The organism is Marinobacter santoriniensis NKSG1 (assembly GCF_000347775.1).
Lineage (GTDB): Bacteria > Pseudomonadota > Gammaproteobacteria > Pseudomonadales > Oleiphilaceae > Marinobacter > Marinobacter santoriniensis.
This window is the reverse complement of record NZ_APAT01000009.1, coordinates 13,331-28,817: the sequence shown is the minus strand read 5'-3', so window position 1 is coordinate 28,817 and position 15,487 is coordinate 13,331. Positions and strand designations below refer to the sequence as shown.

At 56.4% G+C, this 15,487-nt stretch carries 19 protein-coding genes; 8 read left to right on the top strand and 11 right to left on the bottom strand.

The genetic code is table 11. The features are described from left to right. Positions 1-7 precede the first annotated feature (7 nt). Entirely contained in the window at positions 8-574 is a 567-nt protein-coding gene (locus MSNKSG1_RS03325) for a TetR/AcrR family transcriptional regulator (protein WP_227497944.1), read from the bottom strand. A 128-nt stretch (positions 575-702) separates the two neighbouring features. On the opposite strand from MSNKSG1_RS03325, the gene MSNKSG1_RS03320 reads away from it, so the two are divergent. Next, the gene (locus tag MSNKSG1_RS03320) at positions 703-1,137 is read left to right on the top strand and encodes an MAPEG family protein (protein ID WP_008937825.1); all 435 of its coding nucleotides are present in this window, start codon (positions 703-705) and stop codon (positions 1,135-1,137) included. 32 nt (positions 1,138-1,169) lie between these two features. Here the strand turns inward: MSNKSG1_RS03320 and MSNKSG1_RS03315 are convergent, their stop codons facing one another. The 7 genes from MSNKSG1_RS03315 to MSNKSG1_RS03285 form a co-directional block, all read right to left on the bottom strand. Continuing rightward, positions 1,170-1,865: a haloacid dehalogenase type II gene (locus MSNKSG1_RS03315; RefSeq protein WP_008937824.1), complete on the bottom strand. Its 696-nt coding sequence runs from the start codon at positions 1,863-1,865 to the stop codon at positions 1,170-1,172. 83 nt (positions 1,866-1,948) lie between these two features. Further along, a complete protein-coding gene (locus tag MSNKSG1_RS03310; protein ID WP_008937823.1) occupies positions 1,949-2,188 on the bottom strand; it encodes a hypothetical protein in 240 nt (79 codons plus the stop codon). A 234-nt stretch (positions 2,189-2,422) separates the two neighbouring features. Continuing rightward, entirely contained in the window at positions 2,423-3,043 is a 621-nt protein-coding gene (locus MSNKSG1_RS03305) for a hypothetical protein (RefSeq protein WP_008937822.1), read from the bottom strand. 48 nt (positions 3,044-3,091) lie between these two features. Beyond that, positions 3,092-3,790, bottom strand: a complete 699-nt coding sequence (locus MSNKSG1_RS03300) for an SDR family NAD(P)-dependent oxidoreductase (protein ID WP_008937821.1) — start codon at positions 3,788-3,790, stop codon at positions 3,092-3,094. 67 nt (positions 3,791-3,857) lie between these two features. Beyond that, positions 3,858-4,052, bottom strand: a complete 195-nt coding sequence (locus MSNKSG1_RS03295; RefSeq protein ID WP_008937820.1) for a hypothetical protein — start codon at positions 4,050-4,052, stop codon at positions 3,858-3,860. 16 nt (positions 4,053-4,068) lie between these two features. Then, positions 4,069-5,283 (bottom strand): YeeE/YedE family protein, encoded by a 1,215-nt coding sequence (locus MSNKSG1_RS03290; RefSeq protein WP_040886603.1) that lies wholly within the window; start codon positions 5,281-5,283, stop codon positions 4,069-4,071. 19 nt (positions 5,284-5,302) lie between these two features. After that, positions 5,303-6,259, bottom strand: a complete 957-nt coding sequence (locus MSNKSG1_RS03285; protein WP_008937818.1) for a sulfurtransferase — start codon at positions 6,257-6,259, stop codon at positions 5,303-5,305. A 190-nt stretch (positions 6,260-6,449) separates the two neighbouring features. Here MSNKSG1_RS03285 and MSNKSG1_RS03280 point away from each other — a divergent pair, with 190 nt between their 5' ends. Continuing rightward, positions 6,450-6,650, top strand: coding sequence for a hypothetical protein (locus tag MSNKSG1_RS03280; protein WP_008937817.1), 201 nt, complete (start codon positions 6,450-6,452; stop codon positions 6,648-6,650). Positions 6,651-6,706: 56 nt separating this feature from the next. Here the strand turns inward: MSNKSG1_RS03280 and MSNKSG1_RS03275 are convergent, their stop codons facing one another. Then, complete coding sequence (locus MSNKSG1_RS03275; RefSeq protein WP_227497943.1) at positions 6,707-7,504, bottom strand: DUF547 domain-containing protein; 798 nt, start codon at positions 7,502-7,504, stop codon at positions 6,707-6,709. A gap of 324 nt (positions 7,505-7,828) precedes the next feature. On the opposite strand from MSNKSG1_RS03275, the gene MSNKSG1_RS19200 reads away from it, so the two are divergent. Next, the gene (locus tag MSNKSG1_RS19200) at positions 7,829-7,966 is read left to right on the top strand and encodes a hypothetical protein (RefSeq protein WP_160164265.1); all 138 of its coding nucleotides are present in this window, start codon (positions 7,829-7,831) and stop codon (positions 7,964-7,966) included. 320 nt (positions 7,967-8,286) lie between these two features. On the opposite strand, the gene MSNKSG1_RS03270 is transcribed toward MSNKSG1_RS19200, so the two are convergent. Next, the gene (locus MSNKSG1_RS03270) at positions 8,287-8,841 is read right to left on the bottom strand and encodes a carboxymuconolactone decarboxylase family protein (RefSeq protein ID WP_008937815.1); all 555 of its coding nucleotides are present in this window, start codon (positions 8,839-8,841) and stop codon (positions 8,287-8,289) included. 116 nt (positions 8,842-8,957) lie between these two features. On the opposite strand from MSNKSG1_RS03270, the gene MSNKSG1_RS03265 reads away from it, so the two are divergent. The 5 genes from MSNKSG1_RS03265 (at position 8,958) to MSNKSG1_RS03245 (ending at position 12,946) form a co-directional block, all read left to right on the top strand. After that, the gene (locus MSNKSG1_RS03265) at positions 8,958-9,563 is read left to right on the top strand and encodes a TetR/AcrR family transcriptional regulator (RefSeq protein ID WP_008937814.1); all 606 of its coding nucleotides are present in this window, start codon (positions 8,958-8,960) and stop codon (positions 9,561-9,563) included. 810 nt (positions 9,564-10,373) lie between these two features. After that, entirely contained in the window at positions 10,374-10,649 is a 276-nt protein-coding gene (locus MSNKSG1_RS18865; RefSeq protein WP_227497942.1) for an OsmC family protein, read from the top strand. Next, positions 10,649-11,194, top strand: a complete 546-nt coding sequence (locus tag MSNKSG1_RS03255) for a sigma-70 family RNA polymerase sigma factor (RefSeq protein WP_008937812.1) — start codon at positions 10,649-10,651, stop codon at positions 11,192-11,194. Before MSNKSG1_RS18865 ends, MSNKSG1_RS03255 begins: the two co-directional genes overlap by 1 nt. 13 nt (positions 11,195-11,207) lie before the next feature. Then, the gene (locus tag MSNKSG1_RS03250) at positions 11,208-12,041 is read left to right on the top strand and encodes a class II glutamine amidotransferase (protein WP_008937811.1); all 834 of its coding nucleotides are present in this window, start codon (positions 11,208-11,210) and stop codon (positions 12,039-12,041) included. Next, positions 12,041-12,946, top strand: coding sequence for a cation diffusion facilitator family transporter (locus tag MSNKSG1_RS03245; RefSeq protein ID WP_008937810.1), 906 nt, complete (start codon positions 12,041-12,043; stop codon positions 12,944-12,946). Before MSNKSG1_RS03250 ends, MSNKSG1_RS03245 begins: the two co-directional genes overlap by 1 nt. 48 nt (positions 12,947-12,994) lie before the next feature. Here the strand turns inward: MSNKSG1_RS03245 and MSNKSG1_RS03240 are convergent, their stop codons facing one another. Beyond that, complete coding sequence (locus MSNKSG1_RS03240) at positions 12,995-15,487, bottom strand: arsenate reductase (azurin) large subunit (RefSeq protein WP_008937809.1); 2,493 nt, start codon at positions 15,485-15,487, stop codon at positions 12,995-12,997.

Genomic DNA, 15,487 nt, shown 5'->3' with positions numbered 1-15,487 from the left:
GTTAGGTTCAAGTTTCACGGCAGTAGATGCCATCGATGAGCGACAGCAGAATTGCCTTACTTCGAGCAAGGTTGGTCACAGTGTCTTCAGAAGCCACCAGGTTTCCATCCAGCCGCATACTGATGTAGCCGTGAATCATTGACCAGATTGCAATTGCATGGGTTTCAATGTCCACATGGCGGTTTAACTGCCCTTGCCGCAGTAGTGAGAGCAGGGTTGAATACACACGCTCCATTTCCCGGGCTAATGCGGGATCGTCATGATCGACCAACTGACGTTGCCAGATTAGTTGATAGCGATTTGGGGAATGAAGAGCAAATTGGAAGCAGGTTTCAGCGAATGCCTGTATGGACTGTTCAGGTTCATCGACCGCATCAGCTACCGCCTCTGCTATTAAATCAGCCAGATCGGCAAAAATCATTGCGGCTATGGCAGTCAGCATAGCGCGCCTGGAGGGGAAATGATTGGCTGGCGCTGAATGAGCCACGCCTGCATTACGCGCTACCGCACGAATTGTGACACCTCCAACCCCCTCACTGTCTAACAGAATTACTCCTTCACGAAGCAGTTCCATTCGTAGATCACCATGCTTTTGCCCCACAGTACGTTTCTGTTGCATTTTCAAATTGACACCGTCCATATATCAGCATAAATTGACACTGTCCATTTTAGCAGCGGCGCGCATTTGTAGCGAGGAACCCCATGAACTCAAGCGATGTTTTTTGGCCTGTTCTGGCCCAGATTTTTCTGACTCTGACTATGTTCATTGTGCTTGGGGTCAGGAAGGCCAAAGCAGTAAAGACCGGTAGGGTAAATCGTCAGCAGGCGGCATTGGATAATCGGGTATGGCCCGAGGATGTGGTCAAGGTCTCTAACAACATTGCGAATCAGTTTGAAGCTCCGGTGTTGTTCTACGTACTCTGTCTGGTTATCTACAGCATCAACGCGGCAGGCACAGTTGCTATCGCCCTGGCATGGTCGTTCGCTCTGAGCCGCTACGCTCATGCCTACGTGCATATGGGCTCCAATTATGTGCCTCTGAGATTGCGGCTGTTTCTGTTTGGGTGCGTGGTATTGTTGGCCATGCTCATTTTGGTGGCCTGGATTCTGGCTACGGGCGTCGTTAGCCCGCACTGAGGATGGCCGCGCAGGGCTCACCGATTGCATGCTCACCTGAGCTGCTGAACGGCCAGATCCACAGCATCGACTAGGTCGGTAACCTGTTGGTCAGGGCTACCCATCAGGGGGTTATAAAGCGACTCATGGCGTTGAACCCAGATGCCATGAAACCCGGCCCGCTTCGCGCCGTGGATATCCCAGGCATGGGCCGCGACCAGCAGTGCATTCTCCGGAGCGCAGGAGTGCTTCAGCGCTGCCTGGCGGTAAAGGTCGGTTTGCGGTTTCCAGGTGTTGAAATCGTCCACCGATATAATGTCATCAACCAGGTTTTCGATACCGTTATCGTGGACCAGTTTTTCGGTGTTGGCCCGGGAGCCGTTAGTGAGCATGACGGCCTTGCAGTCTGAATCCCTCAGCTTTTCCAGCGCGGGTTTGACATCCTTGTGCGCGGGCAGGCGGGAGAAAACCCCAAGAATATCCTTCAGCGTGGTTTCATCGTGCTCGTGACCAAGGCTGTGCAGTAATACCTTCAGGGTGCCTTTGGCGATGTCCGGGAAGGGGTAGAAAACACCGCTTGCCGAGAGCGCGAAGGCATCCCTCAGCAACTGCGCGAAGAATAGCCGGTCCGCACCGGCAGGCAGATTGAGCTCTGCGATTTTATCTTCCAGCGGAGTCAGAGAGAAAACGGTTTCCACAACATCGAAGAACACTATGCGGGGTCCGGTATTCAGGGTTTGTTTGGACATTTCGACACACCTTTATCCATCTCGACTGTGAAACATCTGCAAGGGTCTCTCGCAATGCGGTGATCTGAACTGACGTTGCAGGCCTATAGAAATCGGCTCGACCAGGCAACCAGCATATCCACAACATACTCTGCGCCCACAGCACTTGAAAGCAGGTGGTCGGCATTATCCAGGGAAATAAAGCTCTTGGGGCGCTTGGCCGCCTGGTAGTACTCTTCGGCAAAAAGTGCCATCGCCCGGGGCTTGCCCTGGCTCGGCAACTCCAGCAAACCGGCAAGTTTGTGATTCTGGTTGTTGGTGAACTCGACTTTGGATCGTGGCATTAGGTTTTTCCTGGCTTTCGAATTGGTCTATTGTTTACAGCCAATCAGGAGCCTTGATTGTTGCATTCGAGGAAGCAGAACGACGTTTGAAGCAGCGCCCATCGGCATGGATCAGTGTTCAATGACTTCAATCCACTGCATTTTCTGCTGTTTTCGCCGGGTAAGCGAAAGTGTCACCGAACTAATAGAATCATCAGGAGAGGTTTCGCCAACTCGACCGCTCGGCTCCGGCACTCACTTCAGCGCTGGCACGGGGCCTTTGCCAGCACCATGACCGGTCGAATTCGAGATTGAATAAACCCCTCCCGGCCTCACTGGTGGTTGTGTTGTCTGCCAGACGAAAGTGATTGGCTCGCCGGTGTCCCAGCCGTCTGAATCAGTCATCCATACCAGCTCTCCTGATTCGGTCTGCTCAATGGAAAAGCTCACGCCTGCCGTATCCGCTTCGCCAAAGTCGTATCCAGCGACGCCATTAAAACCAGCCGCCTCAAAACCCAGCTCAAACCTGTTCACATCATTGAAATTCACTACTGTCGAGGGCTGCGGAAATGGCGGATCATTGGGTTGATCCTGGCCAGGAGTGACGGTGTGCGAATAGGTATAGACTGTGCCGGAGGGATTATCTGTTGGCATGCACTCGGTAAAACCCGATGGGCAACTCACACTGCTGCGTAGATCCCCTACGCTGTGTCCATCCGCATTAATCAGCGAAACCTCGACATCAGGCCCCACCGGACCTATTATTTTGGCGCCTACATTCAGCTCACCAAGATCAACGCCGTTAATCACGTCGGCAAAGGCGGGGGCGCTGACAGCACAGCTCAACACGATAGTCGTGGCTAGAGTTCTCTGCATGGCTTTTCTCCCATTGTTCCTGATTAGTAACATTAGTCCGGTTAAGCGTTACCAGCTTTCTCCGAATGGCCGGATATCCAGCTCAAAGGTCCAGGCGGATGGGTCCTGTTGGGTGAGGCCCCAGACCGCATCAGCCACCGCCGACGGCTGCACGAAAAAGTCGTCTGGCTTATCTGACAGCATCTCGCGGGTTCGGGGCAAATCCACCACACCATCAATGACCACGTTGGCCACGTGAATCTTCTCCGGCCCCAACTGGCGCGCCAGAGACTGGGCCAGGCTGCGCTGTGCCGCCTTGGCAGAGGCAAAGGGCGCGGTGTTGACGCGGCCCCGGGTTGCCGCCGAGGCACTGGTAACAACGATACTTGCTGACTCGTGCTGACGAAGCTGGGGCAATGCCGCCTTGGTAGCAGCCACAAGCCCCTGCACATTGATACGCCAGTTGGCCTCGAAATCCTCCAGGCTGGCCTCCTCGATATTTTTAAAGGTACCGCCACCGGCGTTATAGAGCATCATAGAGACCGGCCCCAACTTGCTCTCAATGGCCGCCAGCACCGAGGAAATCTGTGCCGGCTCCATCAGGTCACAAGGAAAGGCATAGGCACCTGCAACCGATGCCTCCAGATCGAGGAGGTAGTCTTTGCTGCGGGCCAGCATCGCCACCTGGAAGCCTTCATCACTGAAACGGCGAACAAAAGCCTCGCCATTGCCCGGCCCCACTCCAAGCACTGCGCATACCTTGTTCATACAGAGCTCCTGTCTACGAAAATTTGGCATGGATCTGCCATAAGCGTAGTCAATGGCCGGGATCAGGTCAGTTTCTGGTCGACGGACACGGCGCCCCGCAGGGCGCGCATGCGGTCTCATCCCTCTGGGAAAGCGCGGTCTGCACATTGCCCTGGCCCGAATTGAAGGCAAAAGTCGGGCTATTGAGGTGGTCCACCAGAATCAAACCGAGAATGATCCCAAGCGCCACCAGGATACGGGTTCGGCTGTAGGCTCTTTCCATGCTGTCGACCTCCCCCTCAGTTTGGCAACCGGAACCACGGCCGCAGCCGGATTCCGATCAGTGAACCGGCGAAGGCACAGGCAAACCAGACCCAGGCGTGCAGGCTGGCGGAGGCAATGCCGGAAAACAGCGCCCCGATGTTGCAGCCAAATCCCAGACGGGCGCCATAGCCAAGCAGCAAGCCACCGACCACGGCAGCCAGGAACTGGCGGCCTTCGGGGCGGTTTCGGCTGGCTTCGTTAAACCGATTGGCCAGGCCTGCGGCAAGCATGGCGCCGAGCAAAAGCCCGAAATTCATCACCGAGGGAATGTTGGTGAGCACCGAATCCTTCAGGGCCATGGCTGGGTAGTCCCAGGTCCAGAACTCGAACTGGGACATGTTAACGCCCACCACTTCCAAAGCTTTGGCGCCCCAGACGTTAAAGGCAAAGGTGATGCTCCACGGAGCACCGCCGATGGCCAGGGTCAGAGCATTGCCGGCCGCAAGGATCAGGATGGCCCAAGTGAAGGGCCAACGACCACTGAGCAATGTTCTGAGTACACCGTGGCTCTGGCCTTTCCACAGAAGTTCATCGCGCTCGACGGTTCCATGGGCCTTGCGCTCAATGCGGTTGACCCACCAGGCGATCAACCCGAGACCCACGAACTGCACCAAAATGGCACCGCTGATGCCAAAACTGCTGACCAGTGGCACCGGATCAAAACCCGGTTGGTCCAGCCACCAGGGCAGGTGAATGGATCCAAGCACGGCACCGGCGATAAAAAACACCAGTGTCACCACCATACGAATGTTGCCAGCACCCACGGTAAACAGCGTACCGGAGCCGCAACCACCGCCCAGCTGCATGCCAAGACCAAAAATGAAGGAGCCGACGACAAGAGAGGTGCCCACCGGCGCCACCGCACCCACCAGGCCTGCCTGGCCGCTGTGGAGCATGGGGACCATGATCAGGGAGCTGAGCCCGAACAGCAGCAGCTGAGCCCGCATGCCGGCGCCGCGTTTTTTCACCACCAGATTGCGCCAGCCAGCGGTGAAGCCGAAGGCTCCGTGGTAAAGGGCCATGCCCAGCACGGTGCCAATCACAAACAACGCCACCATGAACGGGGCGGTTTCCAGCCAGATCAGCCCACCCAACAGGGCAAGGCCAAACAGGGCCGTCGATACGATGAATCGGTCCACCTGCCAGCCGGGCTGTTGCAACCCGGGCTGGAGGACTGCTGAATCAGACATGAATAATCACTTTTTCAGATCAGTTGAAAAAATCCAGGATCTTGCCAAGACCTTTCTTCGCGACCTGCAGTGGCCGATCGCTGTCCTGGGACCACTCGGCCATGGAACCGTCATACAGGGCTACTTCCTCAAATCCGGCCAGCTCGCTGAGAACAAACCAATCTGTGGCGGCCCAGTGGCCGGTGTTGCAGAAGGCGATAGTACGAGCGCCCGGGTCCAGCTCTGCCTGGTTCACTCTCGCCGTGATCTCACCTTCATTGAGATACCAGGCCTGGTTTCGCTGGCCCAGAAAGTCCGAGTGGGGAAGACTCCGGGAACCGGGAATCGTGCCTGGAGCCTTTGCCGCCGGGGACTGGGTTTCACCGGTAAAGTAGTCACTCGGCCGGGCATCAACCAGTTGGGCCTGGCTGTTGCGGGCCTCCTCTACTTCTTCGAGCGAAGCAATCAAATCCTGCTGGAGGGTGCCCTCAAACCCAACCATCTCTCGCTGCTCACTCTGCCCGGTGGCGACGTTCATCCCGGCTGCCTGCCAGCCGGCAAAACCACCATTCAGAATGGTGACATCGTCATGACCCAACACACGGAAGGTCCAGTAGACCCTGGCTGCGCTGCCAAAATCCGTAACGCCGGTCCCAGCGGGCACAATGACAACCGTATCGTCGTTACCGATACCCAGGCCTCCTATCAAGCGCTCAAGGCTCGCCACCGGTGGCAAAAGGCCGGCAACACCATCACGGCTCTCTCGCCAACCGTCGCCCGTGTAACTGCTGTAGACGGACCCGGGAATGTGCGCTTTCTGAAAACTGCTGCGATCCCCGCCATTATCAATACCGGAGCGAACATCCAGTATCACGAGGTCGTTGCGATTCAGGTTTGCATCAAGCCAGTCGGCATCCACGAGCGGAGGCGTTTTATCTCCATCCGCCATTGCCAAAGAGCTTGCAACGATCAATACAAGGGCCAGAAGTCGACTCATGGTGCTTCTCCTTCGTTGCGAATTTTTGAACGATCATTATGAATCCAAGGGAGAGGAATGCATAGGCCCGCACTGATCGTATTTTGTTATATCGAAATCCCGGAATTTTCCGCTCACCGCGACTGCTAATCTGTAACGCAACCCAACACTGCGGTGTCTATACCCCGTAAGCGAGGCCTGTTCCCATCCGGTGCAGACCCCGCATGTCATCGAACCGAACGAGGTACAGACCACGAAGAAACTGACACTGATTTTCGCCGCTATCGCATTGTCCTTCTCTGCGACTACTGTCCTGGCTATGAATGGTCAGGCCGACAGGTACCATGAGGCGCAGAGCTACCCGACCAAGACCGTCGAGCAGGTTGCTGACGTGAAAGTATCCGCGAGATAACCCGCGACGAGAAAGGCCGCTACTCTTCGGAATAGCGGCCTTTTTTGTGGCTATTTTCAGTCAACTGGCTGATCCAGGGTCGGAAAGTTATCCGGCGTGTTAAGCGCCCAGTCGTAATCGATGAATTCCAGGGACGATGTGGCAGCCACCTGATTAGCTCTCTCGGGAGCAGCCCACGCTTCTATAAATGCCTTCGAAGAACCCGACGCTTCTGCGAAATCTTCTTCATACCATTTGAACAGCTCGGTCACATACAAGGTATCGCCTTTTACCTGCAGATGACGCGCCGTATTCAATGCCCGCCGGGTATTCTCCGCTAGCAGACGCTCCAGATTATCGGCGGTGTAAATGGTGTCCCGCAGCGGCGGGCAGCCGACCGATGCACAGTTCACGGCAAAATGAACCCGGGCATCTTTCCAGCCCTTGCTGGCGTATTCCTCGCCCAGCAGAATTCCCTTCTCCATATCGTTGAGGCTGTAATTACGCCCGCCAATAACAAAGTTCTTCCGCTCAAATACGCTGTCGACAAACGGGTTAACCCGGCCGCCATAGTCCCACACGGAAGATACAAGCTCGCCGTCTGGCCGTTCGGTAAGAATCTGATCAAGCATGAAAAAATTGTAGGCGTTAATCCAGAAGGCAACAGATTCTGCTTTCCCTTCAAGGGCACCGGGGTTAAACCCCTTCAGGGTTTCGCGCTGCTCAGTCAGTGTCTTTTCCAGGCTGTCGCTGGCCAGGGCGGAACGATAATCAAAGGCGGAAACCAGTCCGTTTCCGGGCAGAGTGTGTTCAATCAGGTGCCGATCAAGCAGCTTCTGATAGTGCTGGAAACTGTCGCGATTGACATCAGACATGGCTCTGCCCGGGAGCAAGGCCAGCAAAACAATTAAGGATAAAAGTGGATAACCACGCATCATTCCTCTCCAGTCGGTGGGTTTGATAAAGGGTTGGTGATCGGTGCTTCAGACTCACTCGGAGCGGTTCTGTTACACAGAGAGATAAATTCAAAAACACGAGGACGGAGTGGCGCCGGCAGGGAAACTCCACGCCGGAGAATTTCGATCAGCACGTCTGTAACGCTTCCAGGTACCCGGTGTCTATGTTGCGAGCGCCATTCACTGATACCTGTCCCAGCGGCAAGATCAGTGGACGGACATCAGCAATAAGGAGGATACATCATGAAAATTCTGGCTTTGTTAGGCGTACTGTTTGCTTTCGCGATGGGCTCAACTGCACACGCCGAGGGCGTAAGCGCCGAAGACATCGAATGTGGCAACAATCCAACCTGTGTCCACAGTCCGGTGGATGGAACCTGAGAGTCAACTGGCTAACCGGTTGACCTGCTCAACAAAACCGGCCGGACGAGTCCTGCACAGACCCAGAAGCACTTCGTGGATGAGTGCGCGCGGGTGCTTAACTCCCCCCGCACACCGGAAAGGGCCCTATTTTCGTCGGCTTTAGAAGCACTTTATCGTGCTTCTAGGCTTCCGAATAAAAAGCAAACTACACTTTCAGGTTTTACACCCTAAAGGCCCGGTGCGTGGGCAAAAGGCTCAAGGACAAAACTGTCAAGGCAGGCAAACATACTGGCAACGGATGCGGGCTGAGCCGCATCCGTTGCCAGCAGGATCTGAGATTACTGCTTTTTCTGCCACTCAAACTTTTTGAACGGCTCATCAACCGGCGTTTCGGCGATGTGGTTGATGTAGTTGCTCAAGGTTTTCTGGGACAGCACCAGAATTACTTCCAGAACCTGGCGGTGCTTGTAGCCTGCCTTATAAAAGGCGTCCAGGTCCTCTTTGCTGACATTGCCGTCCTTGCGCATCACGGCGAGCGTAAAGGTCCGTAGCGCCTCCAGCTTGTCACTCGGCAACGGTGTTTCATCCCGCAGCGCATCGATGATGTCATCGGAGACTTCCATCATCTTGGCGATGCCGGTGTGTGCCGGAACACAGTAGTGGCAGGCGTTTTCAACGTTGATGGTCTGCCAGACCACGGTTTTTTCGTCATTATCAAAGCTGCTGTCGAGCACCAGCTGGTGCAGCTTCTGATACGCCTCAAGTGCTCCCGGCGCTTCGGCCATCACGGCGTGAAGGCCAGGAATCATGCCAAAGCCCTTAAGGGAATTCTCAAGAAGCGGTTTGGATTTTTCCGGGGCAGATTCGACATCATGCATTGGAAAGTCAGTCATCACGATCTCCTTTTTGAACGAATGCTCAATTACAACTTCAGGCTAACTGTTATTAAGTGACCATTCAAGCTATAATTGAGCAGTCACTCAAATCAGGACAATGGTGAATCGTTGTTATGGCCAGACACGCACGCTATGACCGCAAAACCGCTCTGGAAAAGGCCGTAGGTCTGTTCTGGGAGAAGGGCTATCACGGCAGCTCCATGAAACAGATCGAGCAGGCCCTGGACATGCGGCCCGGCAGTATCTACGCCACCTTCGGCAGCAAGGATGGTCTGTTTTCTGAAGCACTGGCCGCCTACGCTGAGCAGGGAGGCCGGGAGCTGGCCGTACACCTCAAGGGTTTTGACTCTATTGTCGAAGGTCTCCAGGACTATCTGCGCGGCATCGCCTGCAGTTGCGGGGACGAAAACGCAGCGCCCTCCCGGGCCTGTATGATTGTGAAAACGCTGCTGGAATCGAGCAATACCCACCCGGCCCTGGCGGACCAGGCCAACAGCATTCTTGCTGCCATTGAACAATCCATCGCGGAATTGCTGGAACAGGCAAGGGTAAAAGGCGAGCTCGTACAGTCCATAGACAGCCGGCGACTTACCCGTCTTCTCCAGGCGCAGATCATGGGCCTGAGATCCATGGGTGAACGTAATCTCGACCCGCAAATCATGCGCGACCTGGGTGATGACATGGCCGCTATTTTGGATGGATACCGCACCCAGCACTGACTCACCCCTTCCCGGGCGCCTGGGCTGAAGGTAGAAGCATTTCCGTAGAATTGTGCCCACAGCCCTAGCCGTTAACACTGGCATCCAATACTGTGCGGAATTAGTTGACCACTAAAGATGGTGCTCTGTGAAAAGTGTGCGGCGCTGTGCAAAATAAAACGCACAAGTCATGCTGTTTTAGCGTATTTGCAATTATATGCCTAATAATCGAACAAGGATTCTTACGACCAGTTTCACTTTAGAGATCCGGATTTGAAACGCATTTCAAGACTCTCAGAGGAAAAGAATTTCTCTAATCCGAGGAGGGAAAATGGGCACGAATTGGATCCTGTGCGAATGTTCGCTTTTGTTTAGCTGATTTCAGAGGATGCCCTGGTCGCAAAGCGAACGTTCAGATCCAAGCTCCAATTGCTCGCTTTGGATCATGGCCATTACTTGGTTCACCGTCTCGATTGCAGTCAATTCCCTCACATGGACAAGGTCATTAGACTAGGTCGCTTTTATAGCTGTGGGAAAGCGATCGCAGAGGCAAAAAGCCCTCACATGCCCGTTACGGGTGCTCGGCGTGTATGCCGCTCTATCATGTGCGATCTGAGGTCTAGTGCCCTAGTCTCGGTAACTCAGTCCTGACCTCGACAACTAAGATGCTCAATAGGTTGCTATCTTCAGATCCGAATACAATGATGTTATTGCGATACTAGAATGATTCGGCTGTAACAAGGCTCGGTGCAAAGAGACCGAGATCGTGCTCGACACAATTATGGCAGGACGTCGCGATGCCTTTAATCCTGCGGAGTTGCTATTGCGGCATTGTTCGCTTGTTCATCAAAGGGTATCAAGAGGGTAACGCCAATCCTGAAATTCGAGCTTCGGGGGGTGGAAGTGAGGTTTCATGGGGTGCACCAGAACGCTCCCCCGTGTATGGAGTCGATTGACTACAAAATCATTGTGGATACCGATGAAAGTGATCGTCGTCTGGAGTTGCTCCATGAAAATGTCAGGAAATATGGCACTGTATTCAACACCGTGTCTCCGGGGACCCAATTGGACGGCGTTTTGCGGCGCGCCGAAGGAGTGACAGATTAATGGCATTTGACTGTGTACTGAGGGCCTGGCATCTGCACCAGGCTGAAATTCGAAACTTCCTGATCGGCCAGATGAAAGAGCCGGCCATGGCGGATGACCTGCTCCAGGATGTGTTTTTCAAGGCCATGCGCGAAGGGCAGGATTTCTGTGAGTTGCAGAACCCCCGGGCCTGGCTGTTCCGAGTGGCGCGCAACGCCCTCACCGACAGTCATCGCCTGCGTAAGCACTGGGTGCCGGTGCCCGACCATCTGCCCGATGAACGTGCTCCGGAGCGGGCACCGGTGGATGAGCTGGATGCCTGCATCCACGCAACCCTGCCGGATCTGGCCGAAAGCGACCGCGACATCCTTCTGGCCTGCGATCTCGCGCCCATGTCCCAGGATGCCTACGCCCGAGCCCAGGGGCTGTCATTACCGGCCACCAAGGCCAGAATCCGGCGCGCGCGGGAGCGTTTGCGGGAAGCCTTGGCGCAGCGCTGCAATGTTATTTTGGATAGCGCAGGCAACGTCTGTTGTCACAGTCAAACGAAGGGCCTCAAATGCTGATTCAGGCACTCTGATGTGTGAACTGCTGGCCCTGTCATGCCGCTATCCGGCCCGGTTGACCACCTCGTTGACAGGCCTGGCCGCCCGGGCCCAGGAAGCCGTCAGCCGGAATCGTGACGGCTGGGGTGTGGCCTTTTATCAGGGAGCGGATGTTGCCTTATACCGGGACACGTCCGCAGCGGACCGGAGCCCTCAGGTGCCCTGGCTAGAGGCGCACGGCCCTGAAACTACCCTGTCTATGGCCTATATCCGTCACGCTACCCAGGGCGGTATCAACCTGGCGAATACCGGGCCTTATGTTCGTGAGCTGAATGGTCGGATGCGTGTGTTTGCGCACAATGGCAACCTGGCAGGTATCCGGGATCGCTATCGCAGCGATCGCCGGGGATATCACCCGGTGGGCGAGACCGACTCGGAATACGCGTTCTGTCTGTTGTTAAACTCCCTGGCGGCAGAAGAAAATGCTGGCGAGGCCCTGCCGCCCGTCGAGCAGCGGCTGGCCAAATTGGCCGGGCTTTTCAGTGAGCTGCGGGAACTGGGTCCGGCCAATTTTCTCTACGCAGACTCTCACACGCTGTTTGTCCACGCGGATCGAAGATTCCAGCCCGCCACTGACAGGATTGAACCGCCGGGCCTGTATTTGCGATCCTGCGGACTTGATCGCTTCCCGGAGTTGCTGGATGAGAGTGTTCCGGGCAGTCTGGCGAGCGGGCAGCAGGTGACGGTGATATCCACCGTGCCACTGAATGACAAGCCCTGGCAGCCATTGGCCGAGGGCGAAATACTCGCCATTGAAGCGGGTGAAATTATTGGGCGGATCTGTTTACCGGCAAGGAGCAAACACTGATGGCCCACGATCACGGTTATGACCACACCCCCCAGAACTTTGGCCGGGCCTTTGCTATTGGCGTCACGCTGAACCTTGGATTCGTGGTGGTCGAAGCCCTGTACGGCTGGAAAACCGGGTCGCTGGCGTTGCTGGCCGATGCCGCCCACAACCTCAGTGATGTGGGTGGTTTGCTGTTGGCCTGGGCGGCTTTTGGTGCCGCGCAATTGCATCCGAATTTGCGGCACAGCTATGGCTGGCGTAAAGGCTCCATCCTGGCCAGCTTTGTGAATGCTGTGGTGCTGCTGGTGGCGATGGGCTATCTGGCCTGGGAGGCGATTGAACGACTACAGATCCCCTCGCCAGTGTCGGCGGTTACCGTGATGGTCGTAGCCGGCATTGGTGTGGTGATCAACTCGATCACGGCATGGCTGTTTCTGGCTGGCAGCAAGGGTGATCTCAATATCCGTGGAGCCTTCCTGCATATGGCCGCCGATGCGCTGGTGTCCCTGGGCGTAGTGCTCGCGGGTGCCCTCTACATCTGGCAGGGCTGGAGCTGGATTGATCCGGCCATGAGCTTGTTGATCGCGCTGGTGGTTGTGGTGGGCACCTGGTCATTGTTCCGTCGTTCGCTGCACCTGCTGTTTGATGGCGTGCCGGACGACATTGACCTGGCCGACGTGCAGGAGGCCCTGCTGGAGCTGCCGGGAGTGACATCCGTTCACGATCTCCACGTCTGGGCCATGAGCACCCGGGAAAATGCCATCACCGCTCACCTTGTATTGGCCGCAGAGGAAATTGATCGTGACCGGTTATTGGCGCTGGCAACGGAGATGCTTCATGACCGTTTCGAGATCCGTCACACGGTGCTGCAGCCGGAAAGCGAGTCCTATGCGGCGACTTGCCCCACAGCTTGTGGGTGTTAGAGCGTCTCACCGAGAACTCAGCCATCCGCTCTGACACCCACTTTCGCCTTAGACGTATCGCCTACGCTTGAAGCTCACCTTGTCGGCATAGTCTTCAATTCGTCCAACGCGGCGGACATCCGCCCAGGTTCCCTTGTAGTAGGGAATGACGTTCCGGTCGGTCCAGGGGGTCACCAGATCACCCATGACGGAGTTGAAGTACATTGCCTCCATGAACACGTGCCCGGGCTTGATATCAGGCTCCACGTAGGCCATGGCCGTTGTGGCGCCGTAGTCGTTGAACATCTCTACGACATCACCGGATTCGATACCAAGATCCTTGGCATCCTCCGGATTGATCTCCAGTGGCGCCATGGGGTAACGGCCCCGGCGGAACTCCACGTGCTGGTCATGGTAGGCGCTTTGCCAGATTTGGTTGGTCCGGCCATTGTTAATCCAGAAACGGTACTTCTTGCGCTGTTCTTCCACCACCTCGGGAAAGCCATTCCAGGGGGCTTCCAGGAAATGGGCCTTGCCATCATCGGTATCAAACTTGTTGTCGGTGTAGAGCATTTCGGTACCGATCAACTGACCGTCCTTGTACTCCTTGACCGGCAGTTGCACACCGTTGTTGCCTGCAGCTCTGAGGCGCTTGTAGGTGGCCAGGTGCCCGGTGGGGCCACCCTGGCTGTGTATTTCCGGCGCGCCGTCCTGGCCCGCACGCCGGAAGCCGTCGTTATAGGCATCCTCTTCGGTCTTCCAGTCAAAGCCTTCAAAACGCTTGGCCATCTCGGCGTTACCCTCGGTCTCATACAGCTTGCGCAGGGCGTTGGCCATGTCGGCGGCGATCAGGCAATCCGGCTTGGCGGTTCCGGGAGGATCCATGAATCTTTCCGATAGGCGCAGGCGCCGTTCGCCGTTCATCGAGGTCAGGTTCATCTCGCCGGTATGCGCCGCCGGAAGCACCATATGGGCGGCTTCGGCAAATTTGGTGGCATACAGGTCGATCACGGTGACAAACAGCCCACCGTCTTCCTTGACGGCCTTGTGGATGACATCCGCCATCTTCTCCGGCCCGGCGCCCCGGACCTTGCGCAGCGCCTGTTTCACGATGTCGCTGCGGCGCAGGACTTCGTTACGGTACTGCTCGGCATTGAGCGTGGTCTGGAAGGCGTTGCAGGCCCAGACTGTGAGCATCTGGCCGTTGCCCTGAATGATTTCCTGGTCCACGTACGGCGCCGGACGACCACCAGGGTACGGCGGGCGACAGTAGCCCTCCTGGTGGCCGCCCATCCGGACCACGCCCGTGCCCCGACGGCCCACGTTATGGGTAGCCAGCACCAGGTCCACCAGGGCCGACTGGATGCGGTAATTGTCGTTACCCCAGATGATGCCCTTCTCGTAGCCGTGCATGGTCCTGGGCGCGTGGCCGGAGGCCTTGGGCTTGTAGGCCCATTCCGCCGCCTTGATCAGCTTGTCCTTGCTGATGCCGGTAATCCGGCTGGTTTCGTCCAGGCTCTGGCGATTCGCTTTCAGGGCGTCCTCGAAGCCGGTGGTGTGCGCTTCGATGAACGCCTTGTCGTGCCAGCCCTGATCGACAACGTAGGTCAGCAGGCCGTTGAACAGGGCGGTATCGGTGCCCGGCTCGATGTCCAGGAACAGGATGTTGTCCTTGCCCACCGCCTGTTCGAGCAGGGCGACGGTGAGTGCCCGGCGAGGATCGACCAGGATGATCTTCGTTTGCTGGATGGTTTCCCCATCCTCGTAGACCGCCTGCTTCTTGTTGGCAGTCTGGCCCTGCAGGCTCGGGAGCCAGTGGTTGAGAAAGTAGTTGGTCTGGGTTTCATAGGCATTGGCGCCGATGGAGAAAATGCAGTCCGCCATCTGGGCGTCTTCGTAGCTGTTGTTCAACTCACCGATGCCCATATCCCGGGTGGCGTGGCACTCGGAGTTGTAGGCAGGACGGTTGTGAATCCGCACCATCTTGCTGCCCAGACCGGTGAAGATCAGCTTGCCGGTGCCCCAAGTGTTCTCGAAGCCACCGCCGGCACCACCGTGGTCGAACAGGTTGAACATCAACTGGTCAGATCCGTCGTCATCCAGGATCCGCTTGGTCAGTTGACTGTATAGAGCGATGGCCTGATCCCAACTGGTATCCCGCCATTCGTCACCGGCAAAGACCCGCGGATATTTTACTCTCTGACTGCCCACCGGGGTCTGGGGCGAATACATGATGGAGGCCATCTGACCTCCTCGGGTCGAGGACAGGCCGCCGTTCACTTTGCAGTCCTTATCGGGCACGATCATGATCCGCTGATAACTGCCGTCGTCGTCCTGGATAACATTGGTCATAGCCTGGGTCATGGTCACTTGCAGTGGCGGAAGCTGCTGGCGGAAATCCAGGCCCAGCGCGTTCTGATCGGGTGCCAGCCCGCCTTCCTGGTCAGCCGGCCACTTGTAGACATGGTAACCGCAGCCAACAATACAGAAATGGCAGCAGGTCTGGGTTTTCTGGGCATTGGCCGGCGGCAATGCGATCCGGTCCTTCCTGTGTTCAAACAT

Bases quoted from the DNA above. Each gene is read 5' to 3' on its own strand.
- MSNKSG1_RS03305 (WP_008937822.1), bottom strand. From the start codon at position 3,043: ATGCAGAGAACTCTAGCCACGACTATCGTGTTGAGCTGTGCTGTCAGC.
- MSNKSG1_RS03320 (WP_008937825.1), top strand. From the start codon at position 703: ATGAACTCAAGCGATGTTTTTTGGCCTGTTCTGGCCCAGATTTTTCTG.
- MSNKSG1_RS03270 (WP_008937815.1), bottom strand. From the start codon at position 8,841: ATGACTGACTTTCCAATGCATGATGTCGAATCTGCCCCGGAAAAATCC.
- MSNKSG1_RS03245 (WP_008937810.1), top strand. From the start codon at position 12,041: ATGGCCCACGATCACGGTTATGACCACACCCCCCAGAACTTTGGCCGG.
- MSNKSG1_RS03250 (WP_008937811.1), top strand. From the start codon at position 11,208: ATGTGTGAACTGCTGGCCCTGTCATGCCGCTATCCGGCCCGGTTGACC.
- MSNKSG1_RS03315 (WP_008937824.1), bottom strand. From the start codon at position 1,865: ATGTCCAAACAAACCCTGAATACCGGACCCCGCATAGTGTTCTTCGAT.
- MSNKSG1_RS03240 (WP_008937809.1), bottom strand. From the start codon at position 15,487: ATGTTTGAACACAGGAAGGACCGGATCGCATTGCCGCCGGCCAATGCC.
- MSNKSG1_RS03255 (WP_008937812.1), top strand. From the start codon at position 10,649: ATGGCATTTGACTGTGTACTGAGGGCCTGGCATCTGCACCAGGCTGAA.
- MSNKSG1_RS03290 (WP_040886603.1), bottom strand. From the start codon at position 5,283: ATGTCTGATTCAGCAGTCCTCCAGCCCGGGTTGCAACAGCCCGGCTGG.
- MSNKSG1_RS03325 (WP_227497944.1), bottom strand. From the start codon at position 574: ATGGAACTGCTTCGTGAAGGAGTAATTCTGTTAGACAGTGAGGGGGTT.
- MSNKSG1_RS03295 (WP_008937820.1), bottom strand. From the start codon at position 4,052: ATGGAAAGAGCCTACAGCCGAACCCGTATCCTGGTGGCGCTTGGGATC.
- MSNKSG1_RS03310 (WP_008937823.1), bottom strand. From the start codon at position 2,188: ATGCCACGATCCAAAGTCGAGTTCACCAACAACCAGAATCACAAACTT.
- MSNKSG1_RS03275 (WP_227497943.1), bottom strand. From the start codon at position 7,504: ATGTCTGATGTCAATCGCGACAGTTTCCAGCACTATCAGAAGCTGCTT.
- MSNKSG1_RS03285 (WP_008937818.1), bottom strand. From the start codon at position 6,259: ATGAGTCGACTTCTGGCCCTTGTATTGATCGTTGCAAGCTCTTTGGCA.
- MSNKSG1_RS19200 (WP_160164265.1), top strand. From the start codon at position 7,829: ATGAAAATTCTGGCTTTGTTAGGCGTACTGTTTGCTTTCGCGATGGGC.
- MSNKSG1_RS03265 (WP_008937814.1), top strand. From the start codon at position 8,958: ATGGCCAGACACGCACGCTATGACCGCAAAACCGCTCTGGAAAAGGCC.
- MSNKSG1_RS03300 (WP_008937821.1), bottom strand. From the start codon at position 3,790: ATGAACAAGGTATGCGCAGTGCTTGGAGTGGGGCCGGGCAATGGCGAG.